Origin of the sequence: Streptomyces sp. HUAS MG91 (assembly GCF_040529335.1) — a bacterium.
In the GTDB taxonomy this organism is placed as follows: Bacteria; Actinomycetota; Actinomycetes; order Streptomycetales; family Streptomycetaceae; genus Streptomyces; species Streptomyces tabacisoli.
Map to the genome: position 1 here is coordinate 607,223 of NZ_CP159534.1, position 16,492 is coordinate 623,714.

15 protein-coding genes are annotated in these 16,492 nt (G+C 72.0%); 6 read left to right on the plus strand and 9 right to left on the minus strand.

The window, feature by feature from the left end; all coding sequences use genetic code 11:
• The first annotated feature begins 57 nt into the window (after nt 1–57).
• The 5 genes from ABII15_RS02920 (at nt 58) to ligD (ABII15_RS02940) (ending at nt 4,465) form a co-directional block, all read left to right on the plus strand.
• Nucleotides 58–1,047 carry an SDR family NAD(P)-dependent oxidoreductase gene (locus tag ABII15_RS02920; RefSeq protein WP_353940658.1) on the plus strand — a complete coding sequence of 330 codons (990 nt, stop codon included), beginning with the start codon at nt 58–60 and terminating at the stop codon, nt 1,045–1,047.
• A 114-nt stretch (nt 1,048–1,161) separates the two neighbouring features.
• Nucleotides 1,162–1,842, plus strand: a complete 681-nt coding sequence (locus ABII15_RS02925; RefSeq protein WP_353940659.1) for a DNA polymerase ligase N-terminal domain-containing protein — start codon at nt 1,162–1,164, stop codon at nt 1,840–1,842.
• 88 nt (nt 1,843–1,930) lie between these two features.
• Nucleotides 1,931–2,854: a non-homologous end-joining DNA ligase gene (ligD, locus tag ABII15_RS02930; RefSeq protein WP_353940660.1), complete on the plus strand. Its 924-nt coding sequence runs from the start codon at nt 1,931–1,933 to the stop codon at nt 2,852–2,854.
• Nucleotides 2,851–3,513 carry an endonuclease gene (locus tag ABII15_RS02935; protein ID WP_353940661.1) on the plus strand — a complete coding sequence of 221 codons (663 nt, stop codon included), beginning with the start codon at nt 2,851–2,853 and terminating at the stop codon, nt 3,511–3,513. The genes ligD (ABII15_RS02930) and ABII15_RS02935 overlap by 4 nt, the downstream gene beginning before the upstream one ends.
• Before the next feature lie 19 nt (nt 3,514–3,532).
• A complete protein-coding gene (ligD, locus tag ABII15_RS02940) occupies nt 3,533–4,465 on the plus strand; it encodes a non-homologous end-joining DNA ligase (RefSeq protein WP_353940662.1) in 933 nt (310 codons plus the stop codon).
• Nucleotides 4,466–4,543: 78 nt separating this feature from the next.
• Here the strand turns inward: ligD (ABII15_RS02940) and ABII15_RS02945 are convergent, their stop codons facing one another.
• From ABII15_RS02945 to ABII15_RS02980, 8 genes are all read right to left on the minus strand, one after another.
• The gene (locus ABII15_RS02945; RefSeq protein ID WP_353940663.1) at nt 4,544–5,245 is read right to left on the minus strand and encodes a glycosyltransferase; all 702 of its coding nucleotides are present in this window, start codon (nt 5,243–5,245) and stop codon (nt 4,544–4,546) included.
• On the minus strand, nt 5,242–5,856 hold the full coding sequence (locus ABII15_RS02950; protein ID WP_353940664.1) for a class I SAM-dependent methyltransferase: 615 nt from the start codon (nt 5,854–5,856) through the stop codon (nt 5,242–5,244). The genes ABII15_RS02945 and ABII15_RS02950 overlap by 4 nt, the downstream gene beginning before the upstream one ends.
• Nucleotides 5,853–6,623, minus strand: coding sequence for a PIG-L family deacetylase (locus tag ABII15_RS02955; protein WP_353940665.1), 771 nt, complete (start codon nt 6,621–6,623; stop codon nt 5,853–5,855). The genes ABII15_RS02950 and ABII15_RS02955 overlap by 4 nt, the downstream gene beginning before the upstream one ends.
• Nucleotides 6,620–7,633, minus strand: coding sequence for an acyl-CoA dehydrogenase family protein (locus ABII15_RS02960; protein ID WP_353940666.1), 1,014 nt, complete (start codon nt 7,631–7,633; stop codon nt 6,620–6,622). The genes ABII15_RS02955 and ABII15_RS02960 overlap by 4 nt, the downstream gene beginning before the upstream one ends.
• Nucleotides 7,634–7,691: 58 nt before the next feature.
• On the minus strand, nt 7,692–7,946 hold the full coding sequence (locus ABII15_RS02965) for a DUF5133 domain-containing protein (protein WP_353940667.1): 255 nt from the start codon (nt 7,944–7,946) through the stop codon (nt 7,692–7,694).
• 116 nt (nt 7,947–8,062) lie between these two features.
• Nucleotides 8,063–9,292: an ANTAR domain-containing protein gene (locus ABII15_RS02970; protein ID WP_353940668.1), complete on the minus strand. Its 1,230-nt coding sequence runs from the start codon at nt 9,290–9,292 to the stop codon at nt 8,063–8,065.
• A 564-nt stretch (nt 9,293–9,856) separates the two neighbouring features.
• The gene (locus ABII15_RS02975; protein WP_353940669.1) at nt 9,857–10,147 is read right to left on the minus strand and encodes an STAS domain-containing protein; all 291 of its coding nucleotides are present in this window, start codon (nt 10,145–10,147) and stop codon (nt 9,857–9,859) included.
• The gene (locus ABII15_RS02980) at nt 10,147–14,310 is read right to left on the minus strand and encodes a SpoIIE family protein phosphatase (RefSeq protein WP_353940670.1); all 4,164 of its coding nucleotides are present in this window, start codon (nt 14,308–14,310) and stop codon (nt 10,147–10,149) included. The genes ABII15_RS02975 and ABII15_RS02980 overlap by 1 nt, the downstream gene beginning before the upstream one ends.
• A 404-nt stretch (nt 14,311–14,714) precedes the next feature.
• Between ABII15_RS02980 and ABII15_RS02985 the strand changes: the two genes are divergently transcribed.
• Nucleotides 14,715–15,083, plus strand: coding sequence for an STAS domain-containing protein (locus ABII15_RS02985; protein WP_353940671.1), 369 nt, complete (start codon nt 14,715–14,717; stop codon nt 15,081–15,083).
• 461 nt (nt 15,084–15,544) lie between these two features.
• On the opposite strand, the gene ABII15_RS02990 is transcribed toward ABII15_RS02985, so the two are convergent.
• Entirely contained in the window at nt 15,545–16,414 is an 870-nt protein-coding gene (locus ABII15_RS02990) for a SigB/SigF/SigG family RNA polymerase sigma factor (RefSeq protein ID WP_353940672.1), read from the minus strand.
• Nucleotides 16,415–16,492 lie beyond the last annotated feature (78 nt).

The following is a 16,492-nucleotide window of genomic DNA, read 5'->3' on the forward strand; positions in this document are numbered from 1 at the left end:
ACGGGACGCGTCCGCGGTACCGCTTCGGCCCGAGTGCACCTGGTGAAAGGCGATGACATGACCCACCGCACCCGTCTCCCGTTCCGCGCCCGGGGTCCGGGAGCCCTGGTCACCGGTGGTTCCCGGGGACTGGGCCTGTTCATCGCCCGGCACCTCGCCGAGCGCGGGTGCACCGTGACCATCGCCGCCCGTGACGCCGACGAGCTGGAGCGTGCGGCGGCGCAGCTGCGCGAGGAGACCGGGGCGACCGTGCACGCGGCCGTGTGCGACGTGCGCGACCGGGACGCCGTCCGCGGCGTACTGCGCGCGGTTCGCGAGCGCGACGGTCTCGACATCGTGATCGCCAATGCCGGTGTCATCCAGGTCGCACCCGTCGAGGCGGTCGGCTCCGCCGAGTTCGCCGACGCCATGGACACGATGTTCTACGGCGCACTGCACACCTCTCTCGAAGCGCTGCCGTATCTGCGTGAGAGCCGTGGCCGTCTGGGCCTGATCGGCTCCGTCGGCGGGCTGCTCGGAGTGCCGCACCTGCTGCCGTACTCGTGCGCCAAGGCCGCCGTCGGGGCCCTCGCCGAGGGGCTGCACGCGGAGGCGGCGGGGTCGGGCGTGAGCGTCACGGCGGTCCATCCCGGGCTGATGCGGACCGGCTCGCACCGGCAGGCCGAGTTCGGCGGCGACGCGAGCGCCGAGTTCGGCTGGTTCAGCGCCGCCGCCGGCGCCCCGCTGCTGTCGATGGACGCGGACCGGGCGGCCCGCAGGATCGTGGACGCGGTGATCCAGCGGCGGGCCCGGCTGGTGCTCACCGCGCCGGCGAAGGCGGCCCAGCTCGCGCACGGGGTGGCTCCCGGTCTCACCACCCGGCTCAGCGGTGTCGTCGCGCGGCTGCTGCCGTCCGCGTCGGGCCGGAGCCCGCTGCGCCAGGGCGCCGAGGCCGGAGAGCCCCGGAACCCGGTCGCGCGCCGGATCCGGTCCTGGGGAAGCGCACGCAACGACCGGGCGGTACGCGAGGCCAACCAGCAGGAGCCCGGGCCCCGCACCAGTTCGTAGGCCCGCCCGCCGGTGCGGTCGTGCGGCGCTGCGGGTGCCCCGGTCCCGTACGCGTGTGACCGTTGATCGTCAGGGGGTACCGGCGTTCGCGATCCGGACGGAGGAGCTCTCACCGTGAGTGAGAAGAACGACAAGCCCGCGCGGCACGGCCTGCGGGCCTATCACGACAAACGGAACTTCGATCGCACGCGGGAGCCGCACGGTGAGCAGGAGGGTGCGGACGGGCGGGGCGGGCCAGACGGATCGGACGACGCGCCCAGCCGGCCCGTGTTCGTCGTCCAGATCCACGACGCGAGCACCCTGCACTTCGACTTCCGCCTGGAGGTCGACGGGGTGCTCAAGTCCTGGTCCATCCCCGAAGGGCCCTCCACGGACTCCCGGGACAGGAGGCTCGCCCTCCCCACCGAGGACCATCCCTTGTCGTACAAGGACTTCGAAAGGCTGATCCCGGAGGGTGAGTACGGCGGCGGCACCGTGATCGTCTGGGACGCCGGTACGTACCGGCCCACCAGCCACGACGCACACGACCGGCCGGTGCCGTTCGGCGACGCGCTCGACGGCGGGCACGCCACCTTCGAACTGCACGGCGACAAGCTGCACGGCCAGTACGCCCTCACCCGCTTCCACGGTCGCGAGGAGAAGTCCGGCGCCGCCTCCGCGAAGCCGACCTGGCTGCTCGTGCGCACCGGATCCGGGCACCACGGCGACGGCACCCCCGACCCGCGGCGCGCCCGGTCGGTCCGCAGCGGACGCACCCTGCGCCAGGTCGCCGAGGCGGAAGGAGGTGAGCGGTGATGACCGGACTGCTGGACACACTGCCGCCCCACCTGGGGAAGGCCGCCTCTCCCCCGCCGCTCCCGGCACCGAACTGGCGGAGTCCCCCATGCTGGCGACCCTGAGCGACCGCCGCGACTTCCCCGCCGGCTGGATCTTCGAGCGGAAGCTCGACGGCGTCCGCGTCCTCGCCGTCCGCGAGAACGGGAAGGTGACACTGCGCTCCCGCTCCGGACGGAAGCTCGACGCCACCTACCCGGAGATCGTCGACGCCCTCGCCGCGCAGGACTGCGCGGACTTCACGATCGACGGCGAGATGGTCGCGTACGCCCACGGCCGCACCGACTTCGGACGGCTCCAGCAGCGCATGGGGCTCACCCGGCCCGCGGACGTGGCGCGGAGCGGCGTCGCGGTGACGTACTACGCCTTCGACCTGCTGCGGCTCGACGGCACCGACCTGCGGCGCCTGCCGCTGCGCACTCGTAAGTCCCTCCTGCGGAACGCGTTGACGTTCCGCGCGCCCCTGCGGCTGACCACCCACCGCAACGAGGGCGGTCGCGAGCTCCTCGCCGACGCCTGCGCCCGGGGCTGGGAGGGGCTCATCGCCAATCGTGCGGACAGTCCCTACCGAGGGCGGCGCTCCGACGCCTGGCTCAAGCTGAAGTGCTCCCGGGGCCAGGAGTTCGTGGTCGGCGGCTTCACCGAGCCGACCGGCAGCCGGAAGGGCATCGGCGCCCTGCTGATCGGCTACTACGAGGACGGCCGGCTCCGCTACGCGGGCAAGGTCGGCACCGGATTCGACCAGAAGACCCTGACCGGGCTGAGAGACAGGCTCGACGAACTGCGGGTGGACACCTCGCCGTTCGACGGCCGCGTCGTCCAGCCCACCGCCCTCTGGACCCGGCCTCGCCTGGTGGCAGAAGTCGCCTTCTCCGAGTGGACGCGTGACGGCCTGCTGCGCCACCCCCGCTACCAGGGGCTGCGCGACGACAAGAAACCCACCGACGTGGTCCGGGAGCGGGCGGAGACATGACCGGAAAGCAGAACGTGCTGCGGATCCTGCTGCGCGAGCACGGCCGTACCTACGCCGCCGAGGCGGGCATCCGGCTGAGGAACACGCCGCAGCCGCTGTACCGGACGCTCGTGCTGGCGAGCCTGCTGAGCGCCCGGATCCGCGCCTCGGTCGCCGTCGCGACGGCGCGGGCGCTGTACGACGTCGGCCTGCGCGACCCGCGCCGCACGGCGGACGCCACGTGGCAGCAGCGCGTCGACGCGCTGGGCAAGGGCGGCTACCGCCGCTACGACGAACGCACCGCCACCCAACTCGGCGACGGAGCAAGGCTGTTGCTGGACGACTTCGGCGGGGATCTGCGGACGGTGCGGGAGTGTGCGGACGGAGACGTCGACGAGCTGCGTGCCCTGCTGCGCCGCACCCCGGGCCTCGGCCCGGCCGGCGCCGACATCTTCCTGCGCGAGGTGCAGGACGTCTGGCCCGAGTACGCGCCGTTCCTGGACGCGAAGGCCCTTCAGGGCGCCGAGCGCCTCGGGCTGCCGGACGAGCCCGCCGCACTCGTCCGAGGTGCGGGAGACGCCTCCCCCGCACGCCTGGCCGCGGCGCTCGTCCGTGCGGCGCTGGACCAGCGGGTGGCGGACGACTGTCTGGCCCGGGCCCGCCGACGGACGGCAGACTGACGGAAGGAGGTACCGCCCGATGACCGGGTCCCAGTCCCTGCGGATCGGCCGCCGCACGCTGACACTGCACCGGCAGGACAAGAGGCTGCTGCCCGCCGGCGGAACCGGTGGCGCGATCACCAAGGGGGATCTCACCGCCTACTACCGGGAGATCGCCCCGTACATGCTGCCGCACCTGCGCGGACGCCCGTTGATGCTGGAACGTCTTCCCGACGGTCTCGACGGCTCCCGCGTCATGCAGAAGAACGTCCCCGGATACTTCCCGGACTGGGTGCACCGCGTGAAGGTGCCCAAGGAGGGCGGCAGTGTCGTGCACCCGGTCTGCGAGGACACGGCGACGCTGGTGTACCTCGCCGACCAGGCGGCCGTCACCCTGCACCGCTGGCAGTCGAGGGTTTCGGACATCCGGCACCCCGACCGCGTGGTGTTCGACCTCGATCCGTCCGGGGAGGACGATTTCGAGGCGGTCCGCGAGGCCGCCCGCCAGGTGCGGGAACTCCTCGACCGCGTCGGTCTCGCCTCCGGGGCGATGACCACGGGCTCGCGCGGTCTGCACGTGGTGGCCGTCCTCAGGGGCAGATCCACCGTCGACGACGTCCACGACTTCGCCAAGAAGGCGGCCGACACCCTGGCGGCGGCCCACCCCGACCGGCTCACCACCGCCGCGCGCAAGGCGGACCGGGGCACCCGGCTGTACCTGGACGTGCAGCGCAACGCCTACGCGCAGACAGCCGTCGCCCCGTACACGGTGCGCGCGAAACCCGGCGCCCCCGTGGCCACCCCGATCGCCTGGGACCAGCTCGACGACCCCGGACTCACGGCACGGCGCTGGACCATCGCCAACGTCGTCGACCAGGCCCGGTCGGATCCCTGGGGCGGTCTGGCACGCAAGGGACGGGCGCTGGGACCCGCCCGCGACGCGCTGCGGAAGCTGTCGGACGAACACGCCTGAGCCGGCGCCCGAGCCGGGACGACGCACCGGTGGTCGCCCCTTCCCGTCGAAGGCGACTGCGCGCGGTCCCCGGCGGAGTCACCCGGCCTGGGCCGAGGCCAGCGCGGCGAGGAGGTCGGCCAGTCCGCCGGGCGCCCGCCCCCGCAGACGGGACGACGTGTAGACGCACTGCCCCGAGCGGGCGATGCGGTGCCCGGTCGCCGCGAGCCGGGCCGCGAGATCCCGGTCCTCGCCGCTCGCGTACGGGCGGAAGCCGCCGACCCGCGCGTAGGCCGCCGCGGAGACCCCCAGGTTGGCGCCGTGCACATGCGGGTGGGTCCACGGGAGCCGCGTCTGCACGGGCCGGGTGCGGAAGTAGTCGCGGTCGTGCAGCTCCGCGACGGTGCGCGGCCCTGCCGAGCGGATCAGGCGGATGGTGCCCAGGACCGCGTCGTAGTGGTGGCGGGCCCACGTGATCTGGTGGCTCAGCCAGTCGCCGGGGACCAGGGTGTCCGCGTCGGTCATGGCCAGCCAGGTGTCCGGTCCGGGCAGCAGGTCCAGTGCGCGGTCCACTCCCCGGGCGCGTGCCACCCCCACGTTGTGCGCGTCGCTGGGGACGACGATCACCCCCTGCGCGGAGGCGATGGCCGCGGTCGCGTCCTCGCAGGCGTCCGCGACGACGACGGTCACGACCGGCAGGGGGACCGCCCGGGCCGCTCTGCGGACACTGCGCAGACAGGCCGCGATGCCGCTCTGTTCGTTGTGCGCCGGGATCACGACGGCCACAGCCGCAGGATTCATGCGAGGCCCTCGGACTGTGCGGGGCTCAGGATCGACCCGGCGTGCGTGCGCCGTTCGTGGACGGTGAGGGTGAAGTCCGGGTCGTCGTAGCGGGCCAGCAGCCCGAGGTCGTCGCTGTCCGCCAGTTCGTCGGCGATCTGACGGCCGGTACAGGTGTGCTCGGGCACCGGGTGGTTCCAGTGCACGGCGACGAGGTGGCCCCCGGGCTCGAGACTCCTCGTACCGTGCGCGAGGATGCGACCGCGGTCGGCGGAGCCGAAGTAGTACAGCAGTTCCGAGAGGACCACGAGATCGAACGAGCCCTCGGGCCACTCATCGGGGACGACCATCTGCCGTACGGTGACGTTCTCGAGGCCGGCCGTGTTCCGGCGGGCTCGCTCGACGGCCCGGTCGACACGGTCGGTGGCGAGCAGGCGTCGGCACCGGTCGGCGAGGAGTTCGGTGAGGGCACCGACGGAGCACCCCGGTTCGAAGGCGCGACGGTAGAGCGGGCGGGGCAGCGCCGCGGCGGTCAGACGGTACTTGCGCTGGTCGTACCAGCGTTCGGCCAGATGCCACGGGTCGTCGGTGTCCGCGTACTGGTCGTCGAAGTAGCCGGCCGGGGTGTTCAAAGGATCACCGTCTCGAAGTTCCGGGTGTGGTGGGCGATCTCCTGCGGGGGCAGGACGGGCGGAAGGTGGTCGCCTCGTGGTTCGAGCTGGCTGGTGAACCGGGCGAGCGCGGCCTTCTTGCGGTCGAGGGCGCGCGGCGACAGCGGCAGAACGGCTGCGCGGTGCCAGGGCACGCGCGGATCCTGGGGATGTGCCCAGTGCCACATCCACACCGGGTACGACCAGAGGGTGACGCCGGAGCGACGCGCGGCGCTCCGGGCGGCGCGTCCGGCTGCTTCGTGGTCGCTGTGCAGGTCGTTGCTCCAGGGCGCGACAAGGAGTGCGGCGCCGGCGTCGTCCAGCAGCGCGCCGATGTGCCGCGCCGCCTCGTCCTCGCAGCGATCGAGGGCGGTGTCGGGGAGTCCGGCGTGCGCGGGCGCGCTGTGGGCACCCAACTCCGCCAGCGCGGCGCGCAGTTCGCCGCGACGACGGTCCTTGAGAGCGCTGGCGTCCCGTGGGCCGATGGCGCCGTGGGACGCCTCGCCGTCGGTGAGGCACAGCGTGTGCACGGGTGTTCCGACGCTGTGGAGTGCGGCGATCGTCCCGCCGAATCCGAGGACCTCGTCGTCCGGGTGCGCGGCCACGACGACGACCGGGCCCGCGGGGAGGCTCGCGTGGGGCAGGCGATCGGGCAGCCCGGCTGCCAGCCAGCGGGCTTCGTCGGTGCCCTCGGCGTCGATCGCCCGTGCGGCCGCCCGACGGTGGGCGGCGGGTGGCGCGGGCTTCATCGGGTGTGTCCTTCCGTGGCGCGGTCGCCGAGCGCGTGGCCGAGGGCGGCCAGGTCACCCTCGGCATGGTGCTGGCGCACGTAGACCGTGAGGTCCGCGGCCGTGCGTGCGTGTTCCTCGTCGCGGCACAGCGGACCGGCGCCGGTCGCGCGGCCCACACGGTCCAGGACGTCGGCGCAGGTCTGTGCGGCCACGGCGCGGACCCGCATGCTGCGCAGGGCTGCCTGCCGCGCCCGGTCGTGGGGGTCGGCGTCGATGTCGGCGGCGGCTTGCCGCAGGACGGTGTCCGCGGCGTGCAGGGCGATGTCGACGGCGCCGAGGTGGGCCGCGGCGTGCTCGTTCAGGCGGCCTTCACTGGCCCGCCGGTACAGGGTGTCGGCGACCGCGTGCGCCCCGCCGAGCCAGCACGCCGCGACACCGATGCCGCCGTGCTGGAAGCCCGGGCGTCGCAGGTAGTCCTCGGGGTCCCCCACCGGGCGGGCCACTGCCTGGTCGAAGGAGACGTCCAGACTGTCGCTGCCGGCCATCCCGAGCGCCGGCCAGGTTCCCTCGACCGCGCGGACGCCGTTCTGGTCCAGCGCCACGGCGAACAGCCGGTAGCCGTCGTCGGCCTCGGCGGTCACCAGGGCGTGCGTGCACACCCGGGCTCCGGAGCAGAAGGGTTTGACGCCGTCGAGCGTCCAGCCCTGCGCCGTGGGCGTGGCCCGGACGACCGGCTGCGGCGGCCGCGCCGCCCATACGCCCCAGCGTTGCGCGGCGGTGGGACGCGTGCCCTCGATCTCGTGCAGGACGGCCACCGCGTCCAGGTGTCCCTCGGCCAGGCGCGCCAGCGACAGGTCACGGCGCCCGAGCGCCGCCAGTGCTTCGAGGCGGCGCGGGGTGTCCACGCCGGGCAGCGGCACCTCCGCGGCGGACGTGGCGACGAAATCGGCGAAGAGCCGGGCGGCCCGCGCCGGTTCACCGCCTACCGCTTCCACGTCGTCGGTGGACAGCAGAGACATCTGCGACATCCTGAAGCTCCTGAAGGGTCGCCGGACGCCCCTGCGGCGCCGGGAGGCGGACACGGGTTCACAGACCGGCAGGCTCTTCCCTGCCGGTTTCCGGGGCGGGACGAAGGCCGGGTCCCACCTCTCGCACCAGCAGGGCATCCGCCGCCGCCAGCGCCTCGGCGACGGTGCGCGAGGCGGTCATGACGCACAGGGTGTAGGTGATGTCCTCGAGCGCGCGGGCGGTCCCGTCGTCGGGGCACTGCTCGTGCGCGAACCGCGCCACGGCATACCGCGCCAGCAGGGCGCGCACAGCGGAGGGCGACGGAGTGATCATGGATGCTCCAAGGAAACAGGCGACACCCCGAAAAGGTGTGGCAGCCGTACTCGTGAACGCCTGTTGTCCCAAGCGAGCACCCGAGTGCCCCCCACACCCATGGTCAAACAGAGAGGTCAGCCGCGCGACCCGGGCCGCGGCCACGAGGCCCGGGTGTGCAGGTGTTCCAGGGCGCTCAGGACGACGGCCCGCCGGTACCAGGAGAGCCACATCGCGAGCTCCCCGGCCAGCGATTCCAGTGCCGTCCTCCGGCCGTCGGGCAGCCGGTGCCCCGGCCGGCGGTGATGGACGGTGATCACACCCGCGCCGACACGGTCGTCGTGGAGGGCCGGCACGCCCAGCAGGGCGCGGCTTCCCGCGGCGAGCGCCGCCCGTCCCGCCGGTGACGTCCCGACGTTCAGATCGGTGGCGAGGTCCGCCACGTACACGGTCTGCGCCTTGGCGTGCACAAGGACGGGAAGGGACAGCGGATCCTTCACCTCGGCGACCTCGTTGCGGTACTCCGCCTCCAGTCCTGCGTGCCCCTCCAGGATCAGCGCTCTGCCCAACGCCGCGTACGGCAGATGCACTTCGACGGCGTCCGCGTCCGCCAGCGTGGCTGCCCGGGACACCACGGTCCGCAGGACCTGCTTGAAGTCGCCCGCGTCCAGGTCGCCGCCGGCGAGGAGGGCCAGCCGCGGGGCGGCGTTCGCGTCCCGTCCCGTCAGGCCCGGGAACCAGGCCCGGCCCGGTGCCGGCGGCCCGGCGGCGACCACTTCCGCGGAGAGGATCCGCACCGGCACGTTGTGGTGCTGGGAGGCCACGCGCAGCAGGTCGAACGCCGCGGACGGGGAGCGGAGTCCGTAGCGCTCGAGCACGATTCCCTGCGCCATGCCGATCACCTCTCTGCTGCGGGACTTGGCGGTCAACCCGAACACCTGCTGTTGCAGCTCGGCGAACCTGTCCTGCGTCAGTTCGGACCCGTGCGTTCCCGTCAGCGCCCGGGCCGCGGCGGCGGGCAGCTCCGGCAGGGCCGCGAGAGCCGCCTCCACGGTCTCGTACACCTGAGGCCTGGGCGCCGACGACGTGGCGAGCGCCGCCCGCGCCGCCGGGGGCGTCGCCACCAGCAGTACGGTGCGGCCGGCACCCGGACGCAGATGCGCCGCCAGGGCGCGTGAGGCCGCCGTGCCCATCAGCCGGGCCGCCGTCAGATCAAGCACCAGCCGTTCATCGGCGGGCGGCGCCGATCCGAGGAAGGGTTCCACCAGAGCCTCGACGCTCACCGCGTCGAAGTCTCCGGAGAGGCGCACGAGCCGCACGGGAACCGCCTTCACCCACCGGGCCGTCGCCTCCGGAACACGGGTCACGCCTCGACCTCACGGGGGTGCGTGTCCCGCCGCCGCGCGACCGTCCGTCCTGGCTCGGCACCCGGGTGCGCGACGAGGAGCGCTGTGTGTTGGTGCTGCGGGCTCATGCCTCTCCTTCACGAGCGCGGTGGCTCTCAGGGAAGTGGCGGACACACGCGGCGACATGACGCAGACACCATCGAACGGAACGGAGACCCGGGCACGGCGCTGCGCAGCCGGTGACGGTGTCAGCCTGCTGTCAACGAGCACCTGTTTTGCCCAAGCGCTGCGGTCATCGATCTTACGGGACCGCGACGACCGTCCGCTGTCCGGTTCCCGCACCTCGCGAGGGTCCGGGCAGCGCGCCGTCACGCACGGGAGGACGCCGTCGATCTGTACTCCGGGGCATCCGCCTGTTTCTGACGTACCGACGGACGACCGGGGAGGAGGCGAGCCCGTGCCTGTCGCCCGATGCTGCCTCGACGCGCTGGACCGCCCCGATCAAGCAGCACAGCGAGGACGTGCCGCGCCTGAGGCGTGTCAGGCTGGCCACACCATCAAGCCGCGCCCGCACCGAGGCTCCGGTCAGCCGGCGGGATGGGTGGTGGTGAGGTCGGACAGGCCCGAGACGGTCAGGACCGGATCCAGGAGGGGGTTGCTGATCAGTTCGAGGCGTTCGGCGTGCGGGAAGAGCACGCTCAGGCCTGCGCTGTCGAGGTACTCGACGGCTGTGAGGTCGAGCACGAGCGGGCCCGGCGTGCTGTCGAGCAGAGCGGCCAGGTCGGTCGTGTTGCTCATGTCGATCTCGCCGACGGCGGTCAGGACGACGATCCCGTCGGGTCGGCGGCTGGGTGTGAGCGTGAGGTGTGTGGCCATCAGACGATCCTCGTGTGCATGTCGACGGTGGTTCCGGTGGGTGCCGGGGTGACGGTGACGCGTTCCATCAGAGCGCGCATCAGGCCAAGGCCCCGGCCCCGATGGGTGTTCCGCTCGGGTTGGGGCGTCCTCCACCGTCCGGAGTCGGCGATCGTCAGGCGCAGGTCGCCGACGAGTGCCTCGGCCCGGAAGCGGATGGCGGCGCCGGGGGCGTCGCGGTGGCCGTGCTCGATCGCGTTGGCGCACGCCTCCCCTGCCGCCACGAGGATGTTCTGGACGGTGCCCGGCGGGAGCTCGCACTGGGCGAGCCAGTTGCGCAGAGCCTTGCGGACGGGCGCGAGCTGGGCGGACTCGGCGGGGAAGGAGATCTCCAGCGGCGCCGGGTGGCGATAGAGCAGCAGCGCGACATCGTCGTCGTAGCCGTTGGCGGGGGCGAGCCGGGACATGACCGAGGTGGCGAGGTCGTTGACGGCGATGTTCCGGCCGTCTTGGAGGGCCTCGCCGGCTTGGTCGATGCCGGCGCTGAGCGGGCGGCGCCGGCGTTCGACCAGGCCGTCGGTGTACAGGAGCAGAGTGGAGCGGGCGGGAAGGGTGCAGGTGCCCTCGGGGCGTGGGGTGCCGGGCCGGACCGCGAGGGGAATGGACCGGCCGTCCTCCAGGAGCTGGGTGGTGCCGTCCGCGCGGGCCAGGATGCCGGGTGGGTGGCCGGCGCTGGAGTAGATGAGCTGTCCTGTCTCGGTGTCGAGCACTCCGCAGAAGACGGTGGTGCACAGGGCGCGGGGGACGCCGGCGGCGAAGTGGTCGAGGGCCATCAAGGTCTGGGCGGGGCTGCCGTTCTGGAGGAGCAGTGCACGGCAGGCACTGCGCAGCTGGCCCATGACGCTGGCGGCCTCCAGGCCCCTGCCGACGCAGTCGCCGACGACGATGCCGATGCGCCCGTCGGGCAGGGTGACGGTGTCGTACCAGTCGCCGCCGACCTCCAGGGGGCGGGTGGCGGGCTCGTAGCGGACGGCGAAGCCGGCGGGGAGGTGGGACGGGCCCAGGATGGCGCGCTGCAGGGCGATGGCCGTCTCGCGCTGCTGGTCGATCTGGTGAGCGCGGCTCAGCCCCTGCGCCAGGTGGCCGGCGAGGAGGGACAGCAGGAGCTGGTCCTCCGCGGAGAACGGGCGCTGCTCGCCGAGGTCGACCCAGAGCACGAGCGGACCCTCGGGGTGCTCGAGGGCGATGGCGGCCGAGCCCGGTTCGGTGGTGGGCGTCAGCGGTGTCCGGTGGCGCAGCTCGGCGAGCGCCCGGCGACGGTCGGCAGGCAGTTGCTGCCAGGTCAGATCCGGGTCGGTGGCGGTCAGGACCGGTTCGTCGCCACGCGCGAAGACGGCGGCCGCCACGCATGGGGCGCGCCACAGGGCCTTGAGTTGTGCCAGGGCGCCGGCGACCGCCTCGGGCAGGCTGGTGGCCTGGGACAGGGTGGTGTGCAGGGCCGCGAGGGCGCTCTCGCGCTGGATCGCGTAGTGCTCCGCGGTGACGTCGCGGAAGGTGCCGACGACGACGGTGCGGCTGGTGTCGGGGTCCTGGACCTGATTGAACGTGGCGGTGACCCACAGGCGGTGGCCCTCGCGATGGCGTACGGCGATCGTGTAGCTGCCCTGTTGGCGGTCGAGCAGGGTGCGGAAGGCGTCGGCGACCTGCTGGTGCCCGACCGGGTCGGTGGCGGCGTCCGGCCACCAGGGATGGACGGGCCGGTAGGGCAGGCCCTCGGTGCCGTAGCCGAGGATGGTGGTGAAGGCGGTGTTGATCTCGATGACCGCGCCGTCCTCGTCGCAGACGAAGAAGGCTTCCTGCAGGGAGTCGATCAGGGCGGTGCGCCAACGGGCGTGGTGGGTGCGCAGCCGTGCCAGTTCGACGTTGGCGCGGACCCGGGCGAGGAGTTCGGCGGCGGCGAACGGTTTGACGAGATAGTCGTCGGCTCCGGCCTGCAGTCCCTCGATGGAGGCCTCTTGGCCGGCGCGGGCGGACAGCAGCACGACCGGTACGGACGCGGTGCGCGGGTCGCCACGCAGCGCGCCCACCAGGGACAGGCCGTCCATGTGAGGCATCATCACGTCGCTGACCACGAGGTCGGGGGTGTGCGCGCGGACGGCATCCAGCGCCTGGCGTCCGTCGCCGACGGTGTCGACCCGGTAGCCCGCGCCACGCAGCAGCCGTCCGAGGTACTCACGCATGTCGGCGTTGTCGTCGGCGACCAGCACCCGGACCGGAGCGTCCCCGGCGCCGACGGTCGGCACGGGAGCCTCGGACATGCCCGGGTCCGCGGCGGAGGCCCCGCCGGACGTCTCGCTCGGCAGCCAGCGCAGGGCCTCCTGGAGGTAGGGGTCGGCGGCGAGGGGCGGGGCGTCGGTGACCGTGCCGCTGTGCACGGCGTCCTCGGGCAGGTGGGCGGTGCCGAAGGGCAGCCGGATGGTGAAGCAGGTCCCTTCGCCCTCCGTACTGCGGGCGGTGATGACGCCACCTTGCAGGCCGATGAGTTCCTTGACGAGGGCAAGGCCGATGCCGCTGCCCTCGTTGGATCGGGAGCGGGCGTTCTCGATGCGGTGGAACCGCTCGAACAGGCGCGGCATCTCCGCGGCCGACACGCCTATTCCGGTGTCGGCGACGCGCACCACGGCAGCTCCGTCCTCGGCATCCACGGAGACACGTATCGCGCCCTCGAAGGTGAACTTCAGTGCGTTGCTGAGGAGGTTGAGGACGGTCTTCTCCCACATGCTCCGGTCGACGTACACCGGTGCGGGCAGTGGGGAGCACGTCACCTGGAAGTCCAGACCGGCCCGTTCGACCGCGGAGCGGAACACGCTGGCCAGTTCACCGGTGATGGCGGCCAGGTCGACGGGTTGGTAGCTGGCCCGCATCCGGCCGGCCTCGATGCGGGAGAAGTCCAGCAGGGTATTGACGAGTTTGCCCAGGCGCAGTCCGTTGCGGTGGATGAGGTCCAGCTCCTCGCGCACCTGTGCGTCGGTGTCGCCGAGGCGTCCCTGCAATTCCTGCAGCGGACCCATGATGAGGGTCAGAGGGGTGCGGAACTCGTGGCTGATGTTGGAGAAGAAGGTGGTCTTCGCCCGGTCGAGCTCGGCCAGTTCTTCGGCGCGGCGCTGCTGGGCCTGGTAACTGCGGGCGCTGCCGACGGCGGTGGCGAGGTGCTTGGCGACCAGCTCCACGAATCCGCGGTAGCCCTCGTCCAGGGCCCGGAAGCGGTTCAGGCCGGCCACCACGAAGCCGTACGGAGTTCCGCCCTGGCGTTGCAGCGGCAGCACGAGGGCCTGGACGGGGGCCCGATCGCCCGAGGCGTCGGCCGGTTCCGGGGAGATGCCGTCCAGGGACATCAGCGTCGTCTCGCCCAGGGCCGCCGCGGCGGCCGGCCACGGGTCCTGCGCGCCCGACGGGACGGGGTCGAAGGCCGCGGGGTGGCCATCGGGCAGGCCGGTGGAGGCGGCCAGCCGGGCGCTGCCGTCGTCCGCGTAGAGGTAGGTGAGGGTGAACGGCAGGTCGAACGGGTTGCGCGCCAACTGCGCGGAGGCGAAGTCGAGCATCTCCTGCTCGGTGCTGACGACACTGGGATCGGAACCGAGGTCGCGCAGGGTGGCCATCCGGCGTTCGCCGATGACGCGCTCGGTGTCCTCGCTGACCACGCAGAGCATGCCGACGACCCGGCCGTCGTCGTCGCGCAACGGGCTGTAGGAGAAGGTGTGGTAGCTCTCCTCGCGGTATCCGGAGCGCTCCACGAACAGCAGCAGGGCCTCGTCCCAGGTCGCCTCGCCCGTGGTGAGGACGGTGTCGATGCGTGGACTGATGTCGGCCCAGATCTCCTCCCACACCTCGTGGGAGGGCCGTCCCAGCGCCCACGGATACTTCTGTCCGAGCGTGTCGCGGCGGTAGGCGTCGTTGCAGAAGAACGTCAGCTCGGGCCCCCAGGCCATCCACATGGCGAACTTGGAGGACAGCAGGATGCTGACGGCCGTCTGGAGGCTCTGCGGCCAGCTCTCCGGTTCACCGAGCGGCGTGGCCGACCAGTCGACGCGGGCGAGATCCGCCCCGACCTTCTCGTCGGCGGCGAAGACACCGGTCCCCTGCCCCGTCGGCACGGCAGGCCCCCCGTTCTCGAAACGCGTCACCGGTCACCCTTTCCTTCACCCGACCCCTGCGGAACATCGCGAGCGCCCGGTGCGGGGTACTGCCGGGCGCTGCGCGCATCGACCGGGTCTCCCGGCCCTGCTCGTCCGGGGACGCTCTGACGCGTTTCGTAGGATAAGCCTGCCGCGCGCGAGAGCGGCAGTCGCACCGGTCCTGCCGGAAGTGGCGGGCACAGCGACCGCTGTTCCGCCGCCCATGCCCGACAGTTCGTCCCGTTCGGCGCGCTCGCGGCACACTTTGGCTTCCCCGGGGTATGGGCTGTCAGGACGGTTCTACTATTCCGTTGGCACGCTTTGCGCCGCCGTGGGCACTGGAGCGATAGCGCCTTCCCGGCGTCCCGCTCGAGCCCACCGGCCGACCCCAGCACTTTCTCACTGGAGCACAGGTGACCGACCGCACCCTGACCGCCACCCTGCTGTCCCACGCCTCGGGAGCCACCGTACTGACCTTGGCGGGCGAAGTGGACCACCACACAGCCCCGCAATTCTACGCAGCCATGGACCAGGCGCCCTTCACCCCCGAAACCCCGGTGGTCATCGACCTGGCGGACCTCGCATACTGCGACTCCACCGGCATCACGGCTCTGATATCGGCCTACAACCGTGCCCAGGACACCCACAGTCGCCTGATCTTCACGGACCCCCACCGCGACCTGATGCACCTGCTCCGCATCGTCGGCCTGGACCAGCTCTTCACGTTCCGTCCGACGGTGACGGACGCACTGGAGGCGCTGCGCTCCCCCACCGAGGCCTAGGGCCTGTCCGGCGGATCCTGTCGCGGGCGCGGGCCACCCGGCTGCGACCTGATCCCGCCGGACAGGCCCTGGCGGAGGCCTGGAGACCGTCTCTCTGATCGACGCAGGCCACTTGCTGCTGGGTACGCGGCTACCGCGCAAGCACACCGAGCTGGGACTTTCTCGCGGATCCCTCTACTTCAGGTCAACGCTGACGATTGCGCGCCGATCGTCCGTACACGATCATCGCAAGGATGACCGCTGTCGCTACGAGGAAGACAATCAACCCGACAGTTCCGTCGGGCATGAGCCGACCGCTGTCGGCGAGTGTCGTCAGATCCGTCCGACCCATAACGTCCCCTCACTACGCGGAACTCACAGAGCTGTACGCCTCGCGGTGGGTCCAGTAACCAGCTCGTCAGGTCACTGACTCCTACGTTCCTTGCGCCCTACGGCCATCAGGCCTGCGGGAGCCGCACGTGCTAGTCGGTCGTCATCAGGCCCGTGCGGAGCTTGGCCACGATTCGGGCGATGAGGCGGGAGACATGCATCTGCGAGCAGCCGATCTCGTCGGCGATGTCCTGCTGGGTCCGTTCCTCGACGAAGCGCAGGTGAATCAGGCGGCGATCGCGTTCGTCCAGGCCCGCGATGAGCGGGGCCAGGGAGTGGAAGTTCTCCACGAGTTCGAACCGATCCTCGGTACGCCCGACGAAGTCGGCGAGCAGGGTGTCCGACTCGTCGCCAAGGCTGTTGACCGTGGCATCCAGTGAGACGCTGTTGTATCCGTTGGATGCCCTCTGTGCTTCCGCGACTTCCGCGGGGTCGAGCTGCATCAGCTCGGCCAGCTCGGCGGTGGAGGGTGAACGGCCCAGGCGCGTGCGCAGTTCCTCCGTCGCCTTGGACAGCTCGATGCGGGCTTCCTGCAACCGACGTGGGACGTGCACTGCCCACGAGGTGTCGCGGAAGAAGCGCTTGATCTCGCCGGTGATGTACGGGATGGCGAACGAGGTGAACTCGACTTCGCGGGTCAGCTCGAATCGGTCGATCGCCTTGATCAAGCCGATCGTGCCGACCTGGACTATGTCGTCCATCTCCTGCTGTCCGCGATGCCTGAACCGGGAGGCCGCGTACGTCACCAGGGAGAGGTTCATCTCGATCAGCACGTTGCGCACATAGCTGTACTCGCGACTGCCTTCCTCGAGCAGGGTGAGCCGGTCGAAGAAGTGCCGTCCGATCTCCCGCGCATCCTTGGGCCGCACCGAGGAAGGATCGGCATACGCACGCTCGATCAGCGTTTCCTCGACCTCGTCGGCCGCGGTACGCGTCTGACCGTGCACTGCCGTGATGCTCATGGTGCTGCCCGCCTCTGATTCTCGTTGTGAACTGGCGGCAGTCGATTACCCCGGCTCGCCGCGTCCATGCATGAGCTG

Bases quoted from the DNA above. Each gene is read 5' to 3' on its own strand.
- ABII15_RS02990 (WP_353940672.1), bottom strand. From the start codon at position 16,414: ATGAGCATCACGGCAGTGCACGGTCAGACGCGTACCGCGGCCGACGAG.
- ABII15_RS02920 (WP_353940658.1), top strand. From the start codon at position 58: ATGACCCACCGCACCCGTCTCCCGTTCCGCGCCCGGGGTCCGGGAGCC.
- ABII15_RS02965 (WP_353940667.1), bottom strand. From the start codon at position 7,946: ATGATCACTCCGTCGCCCTCCGCTGTGCGCGCCCTGCTGGCGCGGTAT.
- ABII15_RS02975 (WP_353940669.1), bottom strand. From the start codon at position 10,147: ATGGCCACACACCTCACGCTCACACCCAGCCGCCGACCCGACGGGATC.
- ABII15_RS02955 (WP_353940665.1), bottom strand. From the start codon at position 6,623: ATGAAGCCCGCGCCACCCGCCGCCCACCGTCGGGCGGCCGCACGGGCG.
- ABII15_RS02935 (WP_353940661.1), top strand. From the start codon at position 2,851: ATGACCGGAAAGCAGAACGTGCTGCGGATCCTGCTGCGCGAGCACGGC.
- ligD (WP_353940662.1), top strand. From the start codon at position 3,533: ATGACCGGGTCCCAGTCCCTGCGGATCGGCCGCCGCACGCTGACACTG.
- ligD (WP_353940660.1), top strand. From the start codon at position 1,931: ATGCTGGCGACCCTGAGCGACCGCCGCGACTTCCCCGCCGGCTGGATC.
- ABII15_RS02945 (WP_353940663.1), bottom strand. From the start codon at position 5,245: ATGAATCCTGCGGCTGTGGCCGTCGTGATCCCGGCGCACAACGAACAG.
- ABII15_RS02960 (WP_353940666.1), bottom strand. From the start codon at position 7,633: ATGTCGCAGATGTCTCTGCTGTCCACCGACGACGTGGAAGCGGTAGGC.